The sequence below is a fragment of the Brachybacterium sp. AOP24-D1-21 genome (assembly GCF_052378665.1).
Taxonomy (GTDB): Bacteria; Actinomycetota; Actinomycetes; order Actinomycetales; family Dermabacteraceae; genus Brachybacterium.
On record NZ_JBQSXX010000001.1, the window covers coordinates 2,533,369 to 2,555,160 of the forward strand.

19 protein-coding genes are annotated in these 21,792 nt (G+C 69.8%); 14 read left to right on the plus strand and 5 right to left on the minus strand.

The window, feature by feature from the left end; genetic code table 11:
* Positions 1–66 precede the first annotated feature (66 nt).
* The 4 genes from glsA to ACT3UF_RS11315 are packed head-to-tail and all read left to right on the plus strand — an operon-like array spanning position 67 to position 4,144.
* A complete protein-coding gene (glsA, locus tag ACT3UF_RS11300; RefSeq protein ID WP_444501806.1) occupies positions 67–1,110 on the plus strand; it encodes a glutaminase A in 1,044 nt (347 codons plus the stop codon).
* Complete coding sequence (locus ACT3UF_RS11305) at positions 1,107–1,958, plus strand: GNAT family N-acetyltransferase (RefSeq protein ID WP_441446089.1); 852 nt, start codon at positions 1,107–1,109, stop codon at positions 1,956–1,958. The genes glsA and ACT3UF_RS11305 overlap by 4 nt, the downstream gene beginning before the upstream one ends.
* A gap of 9 nt (positions 1,959–1,967) precedes the next feature.
* Positions 1,968–2,798, plus strand: coding sequence for a DUF5926 family protein (locus tag ACT3UF_RS11310; RefSeq protein ID WP_441446090.1), 831 nt, complete (start codon positions 1,968–1,970; stop codon positions 2,796–2,798).
* Positions 2,795–4,144 carry a glycosyltransferase family 2 protein gene (locus tag ACT3UF_RS11315; RefSeq protein ID WP_442331837.1) on the plus strand — a complete coding sequence of 450 codons (1,350 nt, stop codon included), beginning with the start codon at positions 2,795–2,797 and terminating at the stop codon, positions 4,142–4,144. Before ACT3UF_RS11310 ends, ACT3UF_RS11315 begins: the two co-directional genes overlap by 4 nt.
* A 20-nt stretch (positions 4,145–4,164) precedes the next feature.
* Here the strand turns inward: ACT3UF_RS11315 and ACT3UF_RS11320 are convergent, their stop codons facing one another.
* Entirely contained in the window at positions 4,165–6,204 is a 2,040-nt protein-coding gene (locus ACT3UF_RS11320) for a hypothetical protein (RefSeq protein ID WP_441446092.1), read from the minus strand.
* Positions 6,205–6,289: 85 nt separating this feature from the next.
* Between ACT3UF_RS11320 and ACT3UF_RS11325 the strand changes: the two genes are divergently transcribed.
* From ACT3UF_RS11325 to ACT3UF_RS11360, 8 genes are all read left to right on the plus strand, one after another.
* Complete coding sequence (locus ACT3UF_RS11325; RefSeq protein ID WP_442331835.1) at positions 6,290–6,724, plus strand: GntR family transcriptional regulator; 435 nt, start codon at positions 6,290–6,292, stop codon at positions 6,722–6,724.
* A 23-nt stretch (positions 6,725–6,747) separates the two neighbouring features.
* Positions 6,748–7,299 carry a GNAT family N-acetyltransferase gene (locus ACT3UF_RS11330; RefSeq protein WP_441446094.1) on the plus strand — a complete coding sequence of 184 codons (552 nt, stop codon included), beginning with the start codon at positions 6,748–6,750 and terminating at the stop codon, positions 7,297–7,299.
* Positions 7,296–7,811: a GNAT family N-acetyltransferase gene (locus tag ACT3UF_RS11335; protein WP_442331834.1), complete on the plus strand. Its 516-nt coding sequence runs from the start codon at positions 7,296–7,298 to the stop codon at positions 7,809–7,811. Before ACT3UF_RS11330 ends, ACT3UF_RS11335 begins: the two co-directional genes overlap by 4 nt.
* Before the next feature lie 433 nt (positions 7,812–8,244).
* Positions 8,245–9,894, plus strand: a complete 1,650-nt coding sequence (locus tag ACT3UF_RS11340; protein WP_441443924.1) for a DUF222 domain-containing protein — start codon at positions 8,245–8,247, stop codon at positions 9,892–9,894.
* 47 nt (positions 9,895–9,941) lie between these two features.
* Positions 9,942–10,487, plus strand: coding sequence for a GNAT family N-acetyltransferase (locus ACT3UF_RS11345; RefSeq protein ID WP_441443919.1), 546 nt, complete (start codon positions 9,942–9,944; stop codon positions 10,485–10,487).
* Positions 10,488–10,545: 58 nt separating this feature from the next.
* Entirely contained in the window at positions 10,546–11,523 is a 978-nt protein-coding gene (gene pheA, locus ACT3UF_RS11350) for a prephenate dehydratase (protein WP_441443918.1), read from the plus strand.
* A gap of 87 nt (positions 11,524–11,610) precedes the next feature.
* The gene (locus ACT3UF_RS11355; RefSeq protein WP_441443917.1) at positions 11,611–12,150 is read left to right on the plus strand and encodes a YdeI/OmpD-associated family protein; all 540 of its coding nucleotides are present in this window, start codon (positions 11,611–11,613) and stop codon (positions 12,148–12,150) included.
* A gap of 169 nt (positions 12,151–12,319) precedes the next feature.
* Positions 12,320–13,273, plus strand: a complete 954-nt coding sequence (locus ACT3UF_RS11360; protein WP_444608336.1) for a universal stress protein — start codon at positions 12,320–12,322, stop codon at positions 13,271–13,273.
* A 16-nt stretch (positions 13,274–13,289) separates the two neighbouring features.
* On the opposite strand, the gene ACT3UF_RS11365 is transcribed toward ACT3UF_RS11360, so the two are convergent.
* Positions 13,290–14,489 carry a diacylglycerol/lipid kinase family protein gene (locus ACT3UF_RS11365; RefSeq protein ID WP_442331832.1) on the minus strand — a complete coding sequence of 400 codons (1,200 nt, stop codon included), beginning with the start codon at positions 14,487–14,489 and terminating at the stop codon, positions 13,290–13,292.
* 44 nt (positions 14,490–14,533) lie between these two features.
* On the opposite strand from ACT3UF_RS11365, the gene serS reads away from it, so the two are divergent.
* Together serS and ACT3UF_RS11375 are read left to right on the plus strand one after the other, a co-directional pair.
* The gene (gene serS / locus ACT3UF_RS11370) at positions 14,534–15,805 is read left to right on the plus strand and encodes a serine--tRNA ligase (protein WP_442331831.1); all 1,272 of its coding nucleotides are present in this window, start codon (positions 14,534–14,536) and stop codon (positions 15,803–15,805) included.
* Between the two features lie 103 nt (positions 15,806–15,908).
* A complete protein-coding gene (locus ACT3UF_RS11375) occupies positions 15,909–16,787 on the plus strand; it encodes an HAD family hydrolase (protein WP_441443913.1) in 879 nt (292 codons plus the stop codon).
* A gap of 10 nt (positions 16,788–16,797) precedes the next feature.
* Here ACT3UF_RS11375 and ACT3UF_RS11380 read toward each other — a convergent pair whose 3' ends face one another.
* From ACT3UF_RS11380 to ACT3UF_RS11390, 3 genes are all read right to left on the minus strand, one after another.
* Complete coding sequence (locus ACT3UF_RS11380; RefSeq protein WP_441443912.1) at positions 16,798–17,823, minus strand: Fic family protein; 1,026 nt, start codon at positions 17,821–17,823, stop codon at positions 16,798–16,800.
* Positions 17,824–18,068: 245 nt separating this feature from the next.
* A complete protein-coding gene (locus ACT3UF_RS11385; protein ID WP_441443911.1) occupies positions 18,069–20,669 on the minus strand; it encodes a hypothetical protein in 2,601 nt (866 codons plus the stop codon).
* A 144-nt stretch (positions 20,670–20,813) separates the two neighbouring features.
* Entirely contained in the window at positions 20,814–21,791 is a 978-nt protein-coding gene (locus ACT3UF_RS11390; protein WP_441443923.1) for an NAD(P)H-quinone oxidoreductase, read from the minus strand.
* Position 21,792: the final 1 nt, after the last annotated feature.

The window sequence follows — 21,792 nt, forward strand, 5'->3', positions numbered from 1 at the left end:
TCGCGAGGTCGGGGCGGGCGAGGCAGTCTCTCATGTGGCGAGGTGGAGCCCTGTACGGTCGGTGCCGTGACGAGCGCATTGACCACATATCTGAATCGCCTCACCGTCGCCCTCTCCACGGCGACGGTGCCCGAGACCTCCGAGGAGCTCGGGGCGATCCTGCCCGATCGGGGCATCTCGGGCAGCGCCGAGGAGGTCGGGGACATCCCCGAGCTCTCGTATCTCTCCGGCGCGCGCGATGACCACCTCGGCGTGGCCGTCTGCTCGATCGACGGGGAGATCACCTCCGCCGGCACCGAGCACGCCTTCCCCATGCAGTCGATCTCCAAGGCGTTCGCGTACGGTGCGGCGATCGACCTGCACGGCATGGAGTATGTGGATTCCGTGGTCGACGAGGAGCCGACGGGGGAGGAGTTCAACGCCCTCAGCCTCGATCCGTACTCCAAGAAGCCCAAGAATCCACTGGTCAACATCGGTGCGATCCGCACTCATGCAATGCTCGGCCCCACTCAGGAGGAGCGCACGCAACGCCTGCGTGAGGTGCTGGACGCCGCCGCCGGCCACCCCCTCGAGCTGCACCGGGAGACCCGGGATGAGGAGCTGACCACCGCCGACCGCAACCTCGCCCTCGCGTACATGCTGCGCGCGGCCGGATCGATGAGCGAGGACGCCGCCGAGGTGGTGGGCGGCTACATCGAGGGCTGTGCGGTGCTCACCACCGTCACCGACCTCGCGGTGATGGCCGCGACCCTCGCCTCCGGCGGCACCAACCCGCTGACCGGGCAGAACGTGTTCTCCCGGGTCGCCGCCCGCCAGGTGCTCTCGGTGATGCTCACCTGCGGGATGTACGACAACGCGGGGGACTGGGTCGGGGACGTGGGCCTGCCCGCGAAGTCCGGGGTGGGCGGCGGGATCATCGCTGCTCTGCCCTCCCGCTTCGGCGTCGCCAGCTACGCCCCGCAGCTGGACCTGCACGGCAACTCCGTGCGCGGCACCTACTTCTTCGAACGGCTCAGCCAGGACTTCGCCCTCCACATGCTCGACGGCGTGGTGCCGCGGGATCTCGAGGAGTGCGCCCAGGAGCTGATGGAAGTGGGCACGCACCCGTGATCGCGGCACGTCAGCTCGCTCCGGGCGAGTGGCGGCTCTGGCGCGACCTGCGGCTGCGAGCCCTGGAGGATGCTCCCTGGGCCTTCGGGAGCACGCTCGCCGAGATCCGCCATCGCGACACCGAGGCCCACTGGCGCGAGGGGGTCAGCTGGCCGAGGGTCCCCTTCGTGGTGGAGGTCGACGGACAACCCGCCGCGATGGGTCGGCTCCTGTTCGGTGACGATCCCGTGTACGGGGACGTCCCGGGGGCCCGCGCCGAGCTGATCTCCGTGTGGGTCGCCCCGGAGCACCGCGGTCGCGGCGTCGGCCGTGCCCTGGTCGCCGCCGCGGTCGAGCATCTCGCCGCCCATCACCCGCAGACCCGCCTGCTCCTGGCGGTCGTCGAGACGAACCTGCCCGCCCGCCGTCTCTATGAGAGCTGCGGCTTCGGGACCGGCGGCCGAAACCCTGACGACGACACCGAGCTGTTCATGGAGCGCCGCGCCGCCCCGATGGAGCAGGAGAGTGTCGAGCTGCCCACCGAGCTGGTCGCGCGCTACCGGGCGGTGGACCGCGAGCTCGTCGGGTCCCCGACCTTCGAAACCCCGACGCACCTGGACCGTCTCGAAGCGCAGATCGCACGGGACGGCATGCGCACCCCGATCGATCTGGCCTTCCACGAGGAGTTCGCGACGATCGACGGCAATCACCGCATCGCCGTCGCCCTGCGCCTGGGACTGGAGACCGTGCCCGTCCACCTCACCCGCCGCCCCCGGCATCCGCGCCCGGACCACGGACGGGACCTGCGCCCAGGCGACCTGGCGGTGCTCGAGGCCGCCCTGCGCGAGGAAGCGCCCGTGGATCGGTAGACTCGTCCCATGAGTTCCACCTCGAGCAACGACCTGGTCCGCCGCCCCTTCGAGGGCCTGCCGAACGAACAGGACCTGGTGGCCATGCGCCAGCTGATCCCGGCCGCGACCATGGCTGCGAAGACCACCGCGGAGTACGGCTCCCTCGACGTCGAGCTCGCGACCATCTTGCCGATGGCCTGGCCCGCGGTGCGCCGCACCGACGGCTCCGTCACCGTCGGCATTCAGGCCGGCTATCCCGGCAACGATCTCTCGCGCGGAATCGGCCAGGCGATCAAGCTCGCCGCCGCGCTCGAGCCCGGCAACCCGATCACCACCGTCACCCTCGACGAGGACGCCCCGCGCCTGCAGGACATCCTCGACCTCACCGGCGCCTTCGAGATCAAGGTCCAGGACACCTTCGAGTTCTGGCTCGATCCCAGCGCCGAGCGCACCGGTGAGATCGACCAGGCCATCTCCCAGGCGAACGACTCGATCATGCAGACCCGCGCGGTCGCCGGCCTGCCCCACGCCTACTGGGTCGACGCCGGCGCGAAGGAGCACGTGCGCTGGGTGCTCGACGCCGATGAGGAGAAGGTGATCGACGCGGTCACCCGCCTCCACGCCCGTCGTGAATCCGCGATCTGCGAGGGCGCCAAGTACGTCGGCTCCTTCCGCGCCGAGGGCCTGTCGATCCCGGTGTGGGATCTCGCGAAGGGATCCGGCGTCGAGGCCGCCGAGGCCGAGGCAGAGGCGTTCCGCACCCGATTCGAGGAGGCGCTCGCCTCGACCGAGCCGCTCACCACCCTCGAGCGTCGGGCACGGGGCGGCATCGTCGCCCGTCAGGTGACGCTGCGATGAGCACCGCGGGGCCGCTGACGGCCCACCGCCCCGAGCGGGTGGCCGTCGTGATCCCCGCCAAGAACGAGGCGGAGCGGATCGAGGCGACCATCGAGTCCGCCCGCAGGATCACGGGCGTGGACCTGGTGGTGGTCGTCGACGACGGCTCCACCGACGCCACGTCCGCCGTCGCCATGGGGGCGGATGCCCTGGTGGTGCGGCACAAGACCAACCGCGGCAAGGCCGCGGCGATGGCGACCGGTGCCCAGATGGTCGCGATCCGCGAGGACGCCGAACGGGCCGACGGGGGTGCGAGCTTCTCCGAGGAGCTGCACGCCGAACCGCGTTCGCCCGGCCACACCGGCCCGCTGCCGGTGATCGACGCCGCCGAGACCGTGCCGCGCGCCCTGCTGTTCCTCGACGCGGATATGGGCGGCTCCGCCGAGGCCGCGCAGCCGCTGGTCGATGCGGTGCTCGACGAGGGCGTGGACATGGCCATCGCCCTGCTGCCCCCGCAGGAGGGCGCCGCCGGGATGGGCATCGTGGTGCGGACCGCGCGCCGCGGCATCCACCGCGCCACCGGTTGGGAGCCGAACCAGCCGCTGTCCGGCACTCGCTGCATCACCCGGGAGACCTGGGAGGCCTGCCTCCCGCTCGCTTCCGGCTGGGGCGTGGAGACCTCGCTGACGATCGATGCGCTCAGCAGCGGGTTCTGGGTCAAGGAGATCCCGGCCGAGCTCCATCACCGCGCCACCGGCAAGGATCTTCGCGGCCAGCTGCATCGTGCCGCGCAGCTGCGCGATGTGGTGCGGGCGCTCGCCCGCAAGCGCCACCTGGCCCCCGACCTCGAGGAGGAAGGGCAGGCCGAGTCGCCGGAGGATCCGGAGCCGCTGGAGGTCGCACCGCTGCCGCCACTCCCGTCGGCACCGACGGACCATGACGAGGAGAAGACCTGGACCGTCGTCCCGGAGCCTGCCACCGAGTCCGAGCGTGCAGAGCATGCCGAGGCCCGTCGGCTGACCCTCGCGGACCTGCCCGTCACCGGGGAGTTCTCCGACGACGAGACCCGAGCCCTCGGCGACGTGGACGCCGCGGAGCTCGACGCCCTGCTGCGTGACCTGCCGGTGGACGGCGACTTCGCCCCCGATGACGTCGTCTACCTCGCGGAGACCGACCTCGAGACGCTCGCGACCCGGCTCCGGGGTGCGCCCGTCGAGGGCCGCTTCACCCCGGAGCATGCGGTGATCATCGCCTCGCACCTCGAGGTCGGAGAGCCCACGATCCCGGAGTCCCTGCCCACACCGCTCAGCCCCGACGAGTACACCTCGCTCGTGGTGCACGCCGCGGTGGACGCGGAGAACCTTTAGCCAGCGTTCTGGTTCTGGTCTCAGTCCCGTTCCTGACCCAGGTCCTGAGGCGCCGGCAGCACCGCGGGCAGGTAGCACAGCCAGATGCCGAACATGGCTGCGACCAGCACCGGCCCGGTGTCGTTGACCGCGTAGCCGACCCAGGTGCCCACCACGAGCGCGACCCGCACCCAGTACGAGGCGGGGTGCTCGGCATCCAGCGCCACGAGCCGCCGCCAGCGCAGTCGGCCCGGGATCAGCAGCGCGATCGACGCCACCACCGCGAGCACCATCACGACCGCCAGCGACGGGTATCCGGTGGTCATCGCGACGTTCTGGGCGAGCTTTCGGACCACCACCGAGATCACCTCGCCGCTGAGGAGCTCGTCGATGAAGCGTCCCAGGTGGGTGCGGTCCTCGGCGGGTCGCAGCCAGTCCAGGAACGAGACCCCCAGCACCGCGACCGCGCCGCCCGCCCCGAGGGCGAGCAGATGCCACAGCCGCGGCCGGATCCCGGAGACCAGCAGCGCCAGCAGCCCGAAGGCGGGAATCGTGGCCAGCATCGACCCGAAGTCCGCGCCCATCGACGGGGCCACGCAGACGATCGCGACCAGAGCGCCGACGGCCACCGTCCACACCACCCGTGCACGCGGGGTGCGCACCACCGCGAACAGGCACAGCAGCGCCATCAGCGCCGCCGCGAGCACCATCCCGAACAGATGGTTCGACAGCCCGTAGAAGCGCCCGCCGGAGATCGGCTGCGCCCCCAGCGGTGAGCCCAGCTGGAACCGCGACCCGGTGGCCGATTCGCCGAGGATCAGCAGGGCGACCAGCGCCGCGGAGATCCCGACGGGGCCCAGGCGATGGTGGCGCCAGGGACCGGCCAGCACCAGCGCCGACAGCAGCGCGCAGCCCGCCCACACCACGCCCGTCAGGGCCAGCGTCGGATGCTCCGCGCGCCACCACGGCACCAGGGAGGCGAACATCCCCACCGGCAGTGCGAGCGGCGCGATCGCCGCGAGCGCCCGGCCGACGGCGGCGAGACGCGGCCGACGTGCCAGCGGCGGGACCAGCAGGATCACGATCCCGATCACGCCGAGCGCGAACCAGGAGCCGAGCGCGGGCACGGTCGCCGCATCGACCTGCGCCGCGGCCTCGGAGCGATCCAGGGCCAGCTGCTGCGGGTCGTCGTGCGCGGTGCCGCGGAACGGCTGACCGGGGATCAGCCCGTCGGCGGTGGCGTCATAGGAGGTGAGGATCGTGGCGAGCACATCGGTGAGCACCACCACGCCGGTCTGCTTGGTGGCCCCGCTGGTGAGGGCCTGGCCGGAGAAGGCGGTGTCGAGGGCGACCTGCAGGCCCGCCGTGCGCGAGGCGACCGGCCCGGGGTGCTCGGCCGACGCCGGATGCTCGGGATCGGTGGCCGCGACGGAGACCAGCAGGGTGCGGGGGAGGTCCGCGCTCTGGCAGCCGCCGAGCTCGTCGAGCGTCGCCCCGACGACAGCATCGAGGGAGACCAGGGCCTGGGCACGGGCCGGGCCGTCGGCCTGGGGCAGCGAGGGGACCGTGACCTGGACCAGGTCGCCCGCGGCGAGAGCATCGGCGATCTGGGTGTACCCGGACTCGCGCTCCGGCTTTCTGTCGCCGCGTTCCTCCCCGACGGTGATCTCCATCGTCGATGGACCCGAGAGGTCGAAGGTGCTGACTGGGACTCCGAGCTGCTCCCACTGATCCTGCGCCGGCGTCGGGATGCCGCTGGTGCGCGGCGCCTCCTCCGCCAGGCCCCGGTATCCGGAGTGCAGCGTCTCCATGCCCTGCCGCTTCGTGGAGACGACCGAGGTCGAGGTGGTGTTCATGGCACCCGCGCCGGAGCGCTCGGCGAGGCACTGAAGATTCGGTGTGGCCTGCGGATCGATGTCCTCCCAGCCGAGCCCCGCGGTGGCGATCACCAGCCGCACGGGATCGTCGGGATCGTCGGCGGAAGCAGTAGGCGCGCCGGCGAGGACCAAGGCGCCGAGCAGCAGTGCGAGCAGCACGGCGAGCGGCGTTCGACGCACGGGGGCGGGCAGTTCCTGGGGCACGTCCCGATGCTACGGGGAAGGCCTGCGCCGCGCGGCCGGCCGTTGCAGACCCTCCACCTATCTCTCACGCTCTATCGTGGTCGCCATGCCTTCTCCACAGCCTCCGTACGAGCAGGTTCGCCGCGAGATCCTCGAGCAGGTCCGCACCGGCGAGCTGACGCCGGGTGACCGCCTGCCGGCGATCCGCACCTACGCCGCCGATCTCGGCCTCGCCCCCGGCACGGTGGCCCGCGCCTACAAGCTGCTCGAGGAGTCGCAGATCCTCCTCACCCGTCGCGGGGCGGGAACGACGATCGCCCCCGGTGCGGCGATGGAAGCCCGCAAACTTGCGACCACGGCCCAGCGCGAGCCCGGCGGTCCGGTCGACGCAGGCCTGGTCTCGCTGTTCGCCGGACCGATCGCCGCCGCCCGGGCCCGTGGCGCCCGCGATGTGGAGATCCTCGCCTCGGTACGTGCGGCACTCGCGGGCGAGAGCGGCGAGAACGGCGGGAGCGGCGGGAGCGGCGGGGGCGCGGCGTGAGGCGTGGCCTCGACCCGGTCGAGGTGCGCATCGCAACCCACCGTGCCGACGCCGCCGCGGCATTCCGGGATCGCGTGCTCGAGGTGTGGACGACGGCTTTCGGACCGGTCGACGATGCGGAGGACTGGCGCAGCCGCTTCTGGGAGCAGCACCGCTCGCGCGACGGCTTCCGCTTGGTCACTGCCTCCATGGGGGAGGAGCTCCACGGCTTCGGCTGGGGGTACACGGGCGAGCGCGGGCAATGGTGGGCCGACCGGGTGGCGGATGCACTGGCGGCCGACGGTCTGGGGGCTGGTGGACTGGCGACCGACGGACTGGCGGCCGACGGAACGGAGTGGGTGGGCGGCCACTTCGAGTTCGTCGAGCTCGCAGTCCGGCCGACGCATCAGGGACACGGCTTGGGCGGTCGTCTCCACGATGCTCTGATGGAGGGCCTCCCGCACGCGCGGTCGCTGCTGCAGACCGACGCCGACCCGCAGGGGAGCGGTCATCGCCTCTACCGTGCCCGGGGATGGAGCGTGCTCGGGGAACTGGCTCCCGGCAAGGTCGTGATGGGAAAGCGCCTGGGGGCGTGATCCGCCTCGAGAGGCTCGAGCCTCGCCACGGGCCCGAGATCCTCGCCGGGCAGGACGCGGCGCTCGCCGCAGAGATCGTGGGGGAGCGCTGGACGGAGAGCTCCCTCGAGTCCTTCCTGGAACGCTGCGCGCGCTGGCGGGAGGACGGACCGGTCCAGGAGCTCGCAGCGGTCGGCGCGGCCTCGGGCCGGCTGCTCGGCGGAGGTGGGCTGAACCGGCTCGCTCCCGAGCTCTCCCGCGGCCAGGTGGCCGTCACCTACTGGGTGCTCGAATCCGAGCGGGGCCGCGGTGTCGGAACGCAGATCGCCTCGGCCCTGATCAGCCGGGCGCGCCGCGACTCCCGCCTGCGACAGGCGGTGCTGCTGATCGCCGACGGCAACCCTGCCTCGCGCGCGGTGGCCCACCGGCTCGGTGCGCACCCGGAGGAGGACCTCCTGCGACACCCGGCCGACGGCACCCGGCATGTCCGGCGCTGGATTCTCGATCTGGATGCGGGGGCGGGGCAGGCGTAGGCGGAAGTGCAGACACCGGGGTCGGGGCACGCGTAGGGGCCAGGGCGGGAACCGGACGAAGCCCCTCCGGATCCGGAGGTATGCAGTCGCGTCCGATATGCGCAGGCGTCCCGTGCTCGCCGTCGCGACGAGTTCGTTGTCAAGGCCCTCCCGGAAATGGGGATTATCGGTGGCTAGAAATGTGGATAAGGACGTCCGTTCCTCCCCACTCCGAGTTTTCCACAAGTTTATCCCCAAGTAGTGCCGACCCTTGTCTACGTCAACTCTTCGGGGGTAAAATAAGGGGCCAGAGAGAAGCAGTCTTAGAGAATGCTGATGTCCGAGGTCTCGAATGCGTCATGCGACGTTACTGTGGGCATCGGTGCCCAGTATGAATGTTCGCCATGGCGGTATGCCCCGGCGATGACTCGACGAGGAGGTGGAGATCGTGACGATGGAAGTGCCGCACCCCTCCCTGCGTCCTGCCGGGTCTCAGTCCGCGCCCCAGCCGGCAGTCCAGCCCGAGTTCCAGTTCCAGTCCCAGTCCCAGTCCGCGCCCCAGCCCCAGTCCCGTGCCGGTCGATCCGGCGACGATGGGCCCCCTGTGGTCCGCGTACGCGCACGTTCGACGCTCACGGAGGATTCCCTGGCCGTGCGGGGGCGTCTCAAGCCCGGTAGCGCTGACGCGGCCGCCATTACCCGGATGATGGAGGAGGAGCGCGAGGAGTCGCGGCGTCACGCGCGGCACCTTCTCGAGCTCGCTCCGTTCTGGATCGACTACGAGAACCCGGACCTCACGGATGACCGTGAGGAGCGGAGTCTCGCGATCGCCATCGCCCTGCGCACCACCACTGCGCTCGCGGCCTTTCGGATTCGCGACGCGCGTATCGCGCTTCACGAGATGCCGCGAACATTCGAACGCCTCGCCGGAGGTGACATGCCGAAAGATTGGCATCAGAGAATGCTGAAGGCCGTCAGGGATCTCACCCCCTTTCAGCGCTCTCAAGCTGATGAACATATCTCCGCCTGGGACCTCGCCTCCATTCCCGCTGATCGGTTCCAGGATGAGCTGCGCCAACTGGTCTCCTGGTTCGAACGTGAGGAGCCACGGCACTGCCCAGAGCACTCCCGCGATGTCACCGTCGAGTCCAGCGGGCGTGATGACGGCATCGCCTGCCTCCGCGTGACCGGCCCGATCCCCGAAATCCTCGCCCTCTCCCGCCGGATCGACGCCTCGGCGAAGGCAGTCCAGGCCGCGCAGCGCCATGCGCTCGAGCAGGGCGCCCCAATCCCCTTCGACCTCGATGGGGACGTCGCCCGCGACGGCGGCGCCATGACCCTTGCGGCCCTGCGCTACGCGATCATCCACCGCACCCTGCTCGATACCGCCGGCGTCGAGGTGCCCGCGCCCCGGCACCGCATCAACATCGTCATCCCCGTCCTCACCCTGATGGGCCTGGATGACACCCCCGCCACCTATGGCGGCATGACCCCGCTGCCCGCCGCGATGGCCCGGAAGCTCGCCGAGTCCGAGCCGGTATGGCACAAGGTCTTCACAGAGCCGATCGCCGGAGGCTTCCTCCCGCTCCCTGCCCAGCGCTACCGCCCCACCCCCGAGATGGTCGAGCACCTTCGACTGACCACACCCCGCTGCGCTGTGCCCGGATGCACGAAGAGCACCACCGACGATGCGGAGAACGACCACATCGAAGAGTTCGACCACGCACACCCCGAACGGGGAGGCCCCACCAGCATCGACAACCTCCACCGACTGCACTGGGGGCATCACGACCTCAAGACTGCGAGACGTGTCGATCCCGTCCGAGAACCCGACGGCGACACCACTTGGACGGTCGGTTCGCCACCCCTGGTCACCACGAGGGTTTCACCACGCCCTGACCTGGCTACGCCCCGCCTCGCGACCGCCATGATGGAGTCGTGGGAGCACTTCCAGTGGCTCTGCATGATGGAAGAGATGGACCGCAATGGCGAGAACGCACGGATCCACCAGGAATGGGGGCCCGTCGACCCCGTCATTGAAGGCGAGTACGACGATGAGGACGCCGCACGGCGCGCACGCTGGGACACCGATCCACCCTTCTGACGACCCACCCTCCTGATTGGTCGCACCCACCGTGGCACCATGTCCCGATGCCCCGCGCGATCAGCCTCGTCCGACCGGACACCACCCGTTACTCCGCCTACATCGACTGCGTCACCGACTTCGCCGGCACCTCGATGGACGGGTCAGGCATCCGTGATCCCCAGCGTCCTCCCATCGCCCCGGGCGACGTCACCGAATTCGTCACCGCCCGCATCGAGGAGGAGGACCCGGCCACCGAGCTTCCCGACGGCTGGGTGCATTGCACCAGCCGCTGGATCCTCGACCCCGAGACGGACGAGATGCTCGGGTTCATCGCCATCCGGCACCGCCTCACCCCGTACCTGCTCGAACAGGGCGGCCACATCGGCTACTCGGTGCGCCCCGCGGCCAGGCGGCAGGGGATCGCCTCTGCCGCCCTCGAACTCGCACTGGTCCATGCGCAGGAGCTGGGCATGGACCCGGTGCTGGTCACCTGTGACGACGACAACCACGGCTCCCGTCGGACCATCGAGAAGGCAGGCGGTCAGCTCGAGGACATCCGCGACGGTAAACGCCGCTACTGGTTCAGCGACGGACCGCGACCCCGGGCCTGAACATCCCCGGGCCTGAACGCGCCCGAGCCCGCCGTGGTGCGCCGAGTACGATTTCACCATGCGGTACGGATTCCTTGGTCCAGAGACGACCTTCACCCATCAGGCACTCCTGCAGGCACTCGCGGAGACGCCCGAAGAGTTCGCCGCAGCCGAGCCGGAGCTGGTGCCCTTCTCGGCCGTCGCCACCGCGACCACCGATCTGCTCGCCGGTGACATCGATGCGCTGATGGCGCCGATCGAGAACTCGGTCGAAGGCGGCGTCTCCGGCACCCTGGACGTGCTCGCCGCCACTGACTCGGTCGTCATCGTCGCCGAGCAGACCGTGCAGATCACCTTCGTGCTCGCCGCTCGAGAGGCCACGCCCCTCGACCAGTTGACCACCGTCTCCTCCCACCCGCATGCCCAGGCACAGGTCCAGGGCTGGCTGCGGAAGAACGTGCCCGGCGCGGACATCGCGGCCGCCTCGTCGACAGCAGCCGCCGCTCGAGACCTCGCCGCGGTCAGCGCGGAGGAGGCCCGCGGCCGGGCCGCTGTCTGCTCCCCGCTCGCAGCGAAGCACTTCGGCCTGGAGATCCTCGCCGAAGGCATCGAGGACTACGACGGTGCTGTCACCCGCTTCGTGCTGGTCACCCGCGAAGGCCGGATCCCCGCCCGCACCGGCGCCGACAAGACCACGCTCGTCGTCCAACTGCCCCACAACCGCTCCGGCGCCCTGCTCGAGGCCCTCGAGATCCTCAGCTCCAACGGCGTGAACATGTCCCGGATCGAATCCCGCCCCGTCGGCGACTTTCTGGGCCGGTACTCCTTCTCCCTCGACATCGAGGGCCACATCGAGGACCGCCGCGTCGCCGCCGCCCTGCGCTCGCTCCATCGGCTCTGCCCGGTGGTGCACTATCTCGGCTCCTACCCGCGGATCGATGGACAGCGGGCGGAGATCCGCGAGGACTTCGCCGACCATGCCTACGACGACGCGCGCGACTGGATCGAGCGGCTGTCGGGAATGATCACCCCGACGGATCCCGCCACAGCGATCTGAGAACGAGCAGGGGATCTGAGCACGCACAGAATCTGAGACGCACAGGAACTGAGAGTGCACAGGATCTGAGGACAGAGGAGAGCAGAAATGGCAGCGAAGACCAGTAGCCCCGTCGACGGCACCGCCGAGGTCCGCGCGATCGATGATCGGCTCCTCATCCCATTGCCCGAAGCGGCCAGCGCTGCGCTGCCCTCCCGCGGTCAGGTCGCCGTCGAGGCCACGTTGAACGGTCATCAGCTGGACATGGTGGTCGAGCCCGACGGTCGCAAGGGGCACTGGCTGCGCGTCGACGATGCGCTGGCAAAGGCGCTCGACCTCAGCGAGGGCAACGTCGTCGACTTCACCCTCGTGCCCACGAAGGTCTGGCCCGAGCCGGAGGTCCCAGAGGATCTCGGTGCCGCGCTCGACGCGGCCGACGACCTCGAGGAGACCTGGGCATCCATCACCCCGATGGCGCGCTGGGAATGGGTGCGCTGGGTCGGGTCGACCCGCAACGCCGACACCCGTGCGCGCCGTGTGGAGGTCTCGATCGACAAGCTGCGGAACGGGAAGCGTCGCCCCTGCTGCTTCAACCTCGCCTCCTGCACCGACCCGGAACTCGCCCGGAGCGGTGTGCTGAAGGACTGAACGGCGCGGCCCCCGGTGTGCACCCCGACCCGCTCTCCCCGACCTGCACCCCGCACCGGCGCCTCGGGCCCGCGCTTTCACCTGAGGGGTAGGGTGAGGAGCGACGAGGATGGACTCGACAGCGGGGCGTCATCGTCGTCCGTGCCGGCAGCCCCGCGGAGGGCTTGCCATGAGCACAGAGGCTCATCTTGAGCAGAACACGATCCCTTTCGACCCTGCCACGCGTGACCTCGGTGTCGCGGTCGGGTTCGATGGCTCCCCGAACTCCGAGGTCGCACTGGCCTACGCCGCCGGCATCGCCGCCCGCCGCGGGAGCAAGCTCAGCGTCATCACCACCTATCGAGCACCGCTCCCGGTGTACGCCAACTACGCCTCCCTCGGCGCGGAGCCCGAGGACGAGGCCCGCAAGCTGATCGCCGGGTACGTGCTGGAGGTGGCGGCGTCCCGACTCGCCGAGCATCCCGGCGAGGTCTCCTACCTGACGATCGAGGGAGACTCCGTCGGCGCGCTCGCGGAAGCCTCGGCACGGGCGCACCTGATGGTCGTCGGTGCCCGTGGCCGGGGAGGTTTCCTCGGCCTGGTGCTGGGCTCGGTCTCCACCGCCCTTCCCGCTCATGCGCAGTGCCCCACAGTGGTGGTCCCCGCGGTGGCTGAGCGCTTCACCGGGCCGGTGGCCGTCGGCGTCGACGGCTCGCCCCACAGTCGCCGGGCCGCGTTGCATGCGGCGCGGGAGGCGGCCGATGGCGGAACGTCGCTGGTGCTGCTGACCGCACAGCAGAGACCCGACAGCGGCGAGTACTGGTTCCCGCTGCGCCCGTGCGACGCCCAGGAGCTCGTGGACCGTCGTCGCGCCGACCTCGAGGCGGATCTGGCGGCAGAGGTCGCCTGGGTCACGGAGCACGTGCCCGGCATCGAGATCTCCGGCGAGGTCCAGGAGGGAGCGGCCGCTGCGATCCTCCATGACGCCGAAGCCGTCGCGCAGCTGATCGTCGTCGGTTCCCATGGCCGGGGTGCCCTGAGAAGTGCGCTGCTCGGCTCGGTGTCGCGCGCGATCCTCCACGGGGCCGAGCGGCCGGTCATGGTGGTGCCGCCGCTGCAGGACGACCGGGTCGAGCGGGCTTAGCTGTTGCCCCGCGGGCCTAGCTGTTGCCCTGCGCCGCGCCCTTCCCCTCCGGCACGCGCAGCCGCAGCACCCCGGGATCGACGGTCGCGATCAGGTGGGTGGCGTCGACATCGGTGTCGCCGTCCAGCTGCACCGGCTGCGGCTTGGTGGTGGTCACTCGGATCCCGGTGGTCAGGTAGCGCTCCATCGTGGCGAGCTTGGGACCGTACTTCGGGACCAGTTTCGGGTTCATGACCTGGGCGGCGACCTGGCTGAATCCTGCCGCTCCCCGCCAGCCCGCGACCACCACTTCGAGGCGGCCGTTGTCGATCGTGGCGTCGGGCATCAGCACGAAGCCGCCCGGCAGCTTGCCCACGTTGCCCAGCAGCACGGTGCGGGCCTTGTGGGCGTGGCGGGTGTCATCCGGCAGCTGCACCACCACATCCACCGAGCGGCCCAGCACGGTGCGGATCCCGCCGAAGATGTACGCGATCCAGCCGATCCGCTTCTTCATCTCCGGATCGGTGTAGCCGATCATCTCCGCGTCGGCGCCGAAGCCGGCGATCACCAGGAAGATCTGGCGCTCGGCGGAGCGGGCCGCGGCGGCGGAGTCACCGGCACGGAGCCAGCCGACGTCCACCTGGTGGTCCTCACCGGTCAGCGCGGTGATCATCGCCGCGGACGGGTCCTCCAGCGGGATCTCGACATTGCGGGCCAGCAGATTCCCGGTGCCGGCCGGGATGATGCCCATCCGGGTGTCGGTGCCGGCCAGCACCGAGGCGACCAGACGCACCGTGCCGTCGCCGCCGGCGGCCATCACGAGATCCGCGCCGTCCGCGACAGCCTGCTCCGTCTGGCCCTTGCCGGGATCGTCGATGGTGGTCTCGTAGAAGACCGTCTCAGCGCCCTCGATCCGGTCCACCACCTCGGTGATCTTCCGGCGGAAGGTGTCGGTCTCCTCGAACTTCGAGGGATTCAGCACCACGGCGACCTTGCGGAGCCGGCCGTCGTCGGCGGGGGAGTCGGCGTCATCGTCCGCGGCACCCTCCGTCGAGTCCCCCGCGCCGTCGGTGCCGGGCGCCCTGCGCGTGCTCGACCGGCGGTCCGCGGCGGCGCGCAGCTCGCTCAGCTCTCGGCGGTGCCGGCCCAGTCGGCGCAGCACCATCACCAGCAGGGCGATCGTGATCACGGTGGTGAGCACTGAGGCGATGCTCAGCAGCAGCAGGGTGAGGTCCATTCCGTCAGCGTACTGGCAGGCGTGCGCGCGGGTACCCTGGTGCAATGATCGATCTGCGGCACCTGCGCGAGAACCCTGAAGCTGTCCGAGACGCCCAGCGGGCGCGTCGGCGTGACCCTTCCACCGTGGACGCGGTGCTCGAGTCCGATGCTCGCTGGCGCGAGACCACCGCGGCCTTCGAGTCCGCGCGCGCCGAGCAGAAGGCCTTCGGCAAGCAGGTCGCCCAGGCCAAGGGTGAACAGAAGCAGGCCCTGCTGGCCGAAGTGAAGCAGCTCAGCGCCGACGTCAAGCGGCTCGAGGCCGAGACCGATGAGGCTCTGACCGCCCGCGACGCCGCGCTGCGCGAGATCCCGAACCTCGCCGAGGGGGCCCCCGAGGGGCTCGAGGCCGACTTCGTGGTGCGTGAGCACGTCGGTGAGGTTCCGAGCTTCGACCACCCGGTCAAAGACCATCTGGAGATCGCTGAGGGGCTCAAGGCGATCGATATGGCGCGCGGGGCGAAGGTCTCCGGCGCACGCTTCTACTTCCTGCGCGGCGTCGGCGCCCAGCTCGAGCTCGCGATCCTGAACTCCGCGATCTCCCTGGCGACCGATGCGGGCTTCACCCCGATGATCACCCCCACCCTGGTGCTGCCCGAGTCGATGGAGGGCACCGGCTTCCTCGGCGAGCACGCCGACGAGGTCTACCACCTCGACAAGGGTGATGACCTCTACCTCGTGGGCACCAGCGAGGTCGCACTCGCCGGCTATCACAAGGACGAGATCATCGACCTCGAAGACGGCCCGCTCCGCTACGCGGGCTGGAGCGCCTGCTACCGCCGCGAGGCCGGCAGCTACGGCAAGGACACCCGCGGCATCATCCGGGTGCACCAGTTCCACAAGGTCGAGATGTTCTCCTACTGCCGCATCGAGGACTCCTACGAGGAGCACGAGCGGCTGCTCGGCTGGGAGCGGGACATGATGGCGCGCATCGACGTGCCCTACCGCATCATCGACACCGCCGCGGGGGACCTCGGCACCTCCGCCGCCCGCAAGTACGACTGCGAGGCATGGATGCCCAGCCAGAACACCTACCGCGAGCTCACGTCCACCTCGAACACCACCCAGTTCCAGGCACGGCGGCTGAACATCCGAGAGCGCACCGAGAACGGGCTGCGGCCGGTCGCGACCCTGAACGGCACCCTGGGCACCACCCGATTCATCGCCGCGATCCTCGAGAACCACCAGCAGGCCGACGGATCGGTGGTCGTCCCGGAGGGGCTGCGGCCCTTCCTCGGCGGGCGCGAGATCTTCGAGGTCGTGGGGGGCGCTGCCTGAGATGCCGGCCCCCCGACCCCTGCGCCGCCTGCGCAGCATGCTCAGTGCTCGTCGTCACCGTGGGTTCACCCGCTCGTCGGATGCCGGTGCCACACTGCCGGACATGACGACTCAGACCTCGACCCAGGCCTCGACCACCGACCGTGACGCGACTCGTGCGCGCCTCCAGGAGCTCCTCACCGGGCTCTCCGCGCAGAAGCTGCTGATCGGCCTGGATGTGGACGGCACCCTGGTCGACCACGACGGCGTGATGAGTGCGGAGATGCATGAGGTGCTGCAGCAGACGGCGGAGGCGCACACCGTCGTCATCGCCACCGGCCGCTCCCTCGGGGCCACCCTCCCGATCGTCGAGGCCGCGGGGGTTACCCACGGCTTCGCCGTCTGCTCCAACGGGGCGGTCACCGTTCAGATGGACCCGGAGCTCGAGGGCGGGCACCGCATCATCGACACCCGGTCCTTCCAGCCCGGGCACGCCCTGCGCACCCTGCGCGAGGTCGCACCCGATGCCCACTACGCGGTGGAGATGGTCGACGGCAGCTTCCGCTCCACGGCCGGCTTCCAGGACGCGAGCTTCGGCGTCCAGGCGATCGAGAGCCAGCTCGACGAGCTGATGGAGCTCGAGGCCGTGCGCGTGGTCGTCCACGTCCCGGACCTGTCTCCGCAGGAGTTCAGCAAGGTCATCGCCGAGTCCGGGGTGCACGGCGTGGAGTACTCGATCGGCTGGACCGCCTGGCTCGACATGGCCGCTCCCGGCATCTCCAAGGCGAGCGCCCTCGAAGTGCTCCGCAGCCGGCTCGAGATCGACAGCGCCCACACGGTCGCAGTCGGAGACGGGTTCAACGACACCGAGATGCTCACCTGGGCCGCGGTGGGCGTGGCCATGGGTCAGGCCCCGCAGGGCGTGAAGGACGTGGCGGACATCGTCACCGACTCGATCTACGAGGACGGCACCGTGCTGGTGCTCGAGCAGCTGCTGGGCTGACGGGCGGGTGCTAGGTCAGGCTTCGCCGACCAGCACGCTCGGCGAACCGGTCGATGGCCGCGAGGATCTCGTCGGAGCGCCAGAACGGGCCCAGTTGATACTCGTTTTTCGAGGCGAGGATCCCGGCATCCTCGAGGGCCTTCAGCGGGGGATAGACGTTGGGCTGCTTCACGCCGAGCTCTGCGGCCGCGGCCGCGGAGGTGAGCACAGGGCGCCGCATGAGCACATCGAGCAACCTCCACGCGTTGCTCGAGCGCCTGGCCGTGAGCCGCTCCGTCCAACCCGCCCGGATCTCCTCGATCTCATCGACCAGCTCACGTGTGTTGCGCACGGCGCGGAGCGACGCGTCGGAGAACGCCGCGATGATCGGGGTGATGTCTCCGTTCCGGTAGGCGCCGAGCGCGGAGTGGTAGCCGGGGACGTCGGCGAGCAGACCGGCTGAGACCGGGATCGCGACGTTCCGAGTCACTCCCAGGCGCCTCAGCTGGGACTGGGCCAGGGCGCGTCCGGTGCGGCCATTGCCGTCGGAGAAAGGGTGGATGGTCTCGAACTGCGCATGGCTCACCGCCACCGCGATCAGCGACGGCATATCGGATCGGTGCAGGAACGACACAAGATCATCGATCAGGTGTGGGATCCGGGAATGGTGCGGCGCGACGAACTCGGCACCGACAGGAGTGTCCGAGCGGGTCCCGATCCACACAGCCTCGTCGCGCCAACGTCCCGGTGTGTGCCGGGGCTGGGAACTCAGCAGCACCTCGTGCATCCGCAGGATCGATGATTCGGAGAGTTCGTCGGCCAGCTCGATGGCTGCCGTCATCGCTCGGGTGTTCGCGGCGATCTGGACGGCGTTCTGTCCGGTCCTGGCCCCGAGCTCGGCGCTCATGATCGAGCGGGCAGAAGCGGTGAGGTTCTCGATCTGTGAGGATGAGGCGGCTTCGGAGCGCAGCAGCACCGGGGCAAAGGAGGCCACCCGTTCTCCGAGCTCCGCATCGAGTCTGCTCAAGGAGAGCGCCGCGTCCTCTGCTGCGGTCATCACTTCGGAGGAGACACGCGGAGTCACGCCGGCGATCTCGGGGACGATGGCCGACTCGTAGCGTTGTTCACCCGGGTATCGGTCTGCACGGATTCCGAATCCCGCAGTGGGAGTCCAGGACTGTACCTCCGTCGCGAGTGCAGGCCACGTCTGGTCGTCGTTGCTCATAAGACTGCCTCCCTGGTTTATGAGTAACGAGTTTACTCATAAACCAGGGAGGCAGTCTTCTGTGCGTCAGCGCTCGCTCACATCCCGGCGCAGTCCCCGGTGGCCGGACCGCGGACCGTGTTCGGTGCGCCGTCATCGTCGAGGGCGACCGCATTGCCGGTGCACGAGAGCGGACCCTCGACCCGCGAATCGGTGAGGATCGGGGTGACGCCCTCCGTCGTGCCGTCGATCGTCAGCGGACCGCTGATGGTGGATCCGCGGATCTCGAGCAACCCCGTGGTGCCGGAGATGCTCACCGGGCCGCGGATCTCGCTGGCCTGGATGGAGATGACCTCGGCGCCGGTCGAGGTGATCGGGCCGCGCACGGCGGCGTCGGTCAGCTGCAGCCCGGCTCCCTCGGCGACGCTCACCGCGCCGCGCACGGTGGCACCCTCGATGCAGGTCGTCCCCTCGGTCACAGTGAGGGAGCCGCTGTGGTCTTCGGTGAGGGTCTCATCGCAGGTGACCGCCGCCTCCACGTTGTAGCGGAAGAGGTGCGCCCCGGCGCTCAGGTACACATCACCTGCACCGTCGACGACGCTCCAGCCGACGCCCGAGGCGATGCGAGTGGTCTCGCCGGTGGCGGGGTCGTGGACCGAGAAGCGCGAGCCAGCGGTGACGTAAATCCGCCCGTCCGCGGAGGACTGGTGGACGTAGCCGTAGGCCCAGTAGGTCGTGCCCTCGGAATATGCCCCGCCGACGTTGCCCTTCACGGTGGAGGTGCCGGTGGCCGGGTCGTAGCGGAACAGCGACTGCTCCGCGACGCCCCATACCGCGCCCTCGTCATCGACCATCAGGCCGGTGACGCCCTCACGTTCCTCACCTGCAGGGTCGATCCGGTCCACGACGGTGCGGGTCTCCGGGTCCAGGACGATCAGCTTCCCGGAGGTGTTCCCGCTCGGGGTCGAGCCGAGGCCGCCGTCGACGGTGGTGCCGATGTAGACCATGCCGTCGGACTCGTTGTAGACGACGGAGACCACGTTCTCATCGGCTCCGATCTTCTCGGTGAGCCAGACATGCTCGCCCGTGCCGCCCTCCCAGATCGCGAGGCCGCCCTGAGTCTGTCCGTAGATCGCCACGGATCCCATGTAGATCTCGTCACGCTCGGGGTTGTACGCCATCCCGAACGGACGGTCCTGACCCTGGGCCTCACTGGTGAACAGCTGCGAGACTGTGGCGGCATCAGTCGGGTCGTAGGTGGCGGGATCCAGCATCTTCAGCTTTGAGTGCCCGTACGCGCCGAGGTACAGCTTCCCGTCACGCACTGCGGAGGACTCGAACTGGCCCTGCTGCAGGGTCGTGCCGTGATCGGCGCCGGTCTTGTCGATGTCGTTCAGGCCCACCATGTAGCCCGAGGCCCAGACGGAGTCCTCAGGGCCCACGAACAGCTTCTGGATCAGCGTGGGCTGCGCGAACTCGACCGGTGCTTCGCTCACAAGGGTCTCGGAGTCGAGATTGGCGACGAACACGCCGTCCTGCGAGGTGCCGTAGAGCAGTGGGACGCCGCTCGAGTCGTCGACGACGCCATTGGACAGGTACCCACCGATGGTGATCTCTGTGGTGCGGAAGGTGTTCTCCACGGTGTTGTAGACCATCAGGACGCCGCCTCCGGTGGAGAAGACCGCCTCGGTCGGATCGGTGCCGGGAATGGTGTGGTAGCCGAAGAAGAATCGGGTCTGGTCCACATCCCAGTGGACGATGCCGCCGTCGAGATCGAGCACTAGCATGCGCAGGCCGATCTGGGCGATGACCTTGTCGCCCACGATGTCCATGCGACCCACGAACTGGCCCGCGCTGTTGATACCCGGGGCAGTGGACTCATCCACCAGCAGCGTCTTCTCCCCGTGTCCTCCCTCGGTGATCTTCCAGATCCGCGGGGAGATGCCGCCGGAGCCGACATAGACGGTGTCGGTCGCCTCGTGGTACGCGATCGAGTGGATGTATTCGCCGTCGGGATCGACGGTTCCCAGGTGCTCGATCTGCTCGGTGGCGGGGTCGTACTTCAGCAGCCGCGAATCGGGGTAGGCACCGATGAACACTGAGCCGTCCGGCCCGGGGGAGAGGCCGAAGGCGTGGGCATTGGACTGGGCAGGGTCGGTCAGGCCCAGATCCAGGCAATCGCCAGTGGCCGGGTCGTACTGCCAGAGGTGGTAGTCGTGGTAGGTGCCCCAGTAGACCTTGCCATCGGTCGCGACGTTCAGGTTCCGGGCGGCTTCGGCTCCGGTGACGACGCAGGTGTCCAGCTGCTCGCCAGTCTCAATGTCGGTGACGGCGAAGGTGGCGGGGTAATCGGTCGACGGGGCGCCTTTGAACAGCTGGTATGAAACGTGGCGACCATCGATGATGCCCTGGCCGGCCTGGCTGGCGATCTTCGAGGTCACCGGAGTGCCGAGGTATTCGAGGTTCTCGTCCTGGGCGAGGAGGTCGAGGACCCGCGGGTCGTCGCTCGGAACCCCTGCAGGGGCGGGCTCGGTCGGTGGTGGATCGTCGGCGATGGCGGGGGAGGAGCCTCCGACGAGCAGTGCTCCGGTCAGGGCGGCGGTCGCGAGCAGGCCTCCGAAGCGGCGCAGCCGGTGGGCGGGGGCTGGCTCGTCGAGGGCTGGGTCATCGGCGAGCGGGGTGGGGGACTGCGCGTGCATGGTGAACCCTCCATTGGGTCAGTGATGCGGCGAGTGAGAAATGCTCTTCTACCCTAAGGTCGCCCTCTCGCTGAAGGCAACCGGTTGCAGATGTTCGACCGAAATGACCGAGATGGGGGCAGGGCTCCACGAGCCCCGTGCCAGCTACTCCCGCCGGCGCCGGCCACCGCCGGAGTTGCTCGCCGGGGCTGCGACCTCGAGGATCACCTTGCCCAGATGGCCGCCTTCGCGCAGGATCGCGTGGGCATCCTCGGCACGCTCCAGCGGCAGGCGCGCGTGGATCGGGACCCGCAGCTCACCGGACTCCAGCAACGGCCACGCCAGGTACCGGACGGCCTCGAGGATTCCGTGCTTGGCCTCCAGCGGGCGTGAACGCAGAGTGGTGCCGATGACCCGGCCGCGCTTGCCCATCAGCTTCCCGATCGGCAGGTCTCCGCTCGCCCCGCCGAGGGTTCCGATGATGACCACTCTGCCGCTCTCGCGCAGCATCCCCACGTGATCGGCCAGCGCCGACCCTCCCACCACGTCGAGGACGACATCGACCCCGCCGGTCTCCCGGACTGCCTCGAGCAGATCGGTGGTGTGGCGGTTCCAGGCCATGTCGGCACCGAGCTCGCGCACCGTCGCGATCGCGGCATCGGAGCCGACGGTGGTGAGCACCCGTGCTCCCAGATGCCGGGCGAGCTGGATGGCGACGCTGCCGATGCCGCCGGTGCCGCCCTGGATCAGGATCGTCTCGCCCTCGTGCAGGCCGGCTTCGAGCACGAGGTTGGAGACCACGGTCGCGGCCGCCTCGATCACGCCGGCCGCATCGACCAGGGTGAACCCGGCGGGGATCGGCAGCAGCAGCTCCTTCGGCACCGCGACGACCTCCGCGTAGCCGCCGCCCGCGAGCAGTGCCACGACCTTCTCGCCGGTGTCTCGTCGGTACCCGGAGACCTCCAGACCCGGCAGCTCCGAGGCGCCGGGCGGCGGCGGGTACTTCCCGGCGGTCTGGGCGAGATCGGCGCGGTTGACCCCCGCAGCGACGACATCGACCAGCACCTCGCCAGGTGCGGGGACGGGCTCGGGAAGCTCGGCGAGCTCGAGGCGATGGTCTTCGGTGATGGTCATTGCACGCATG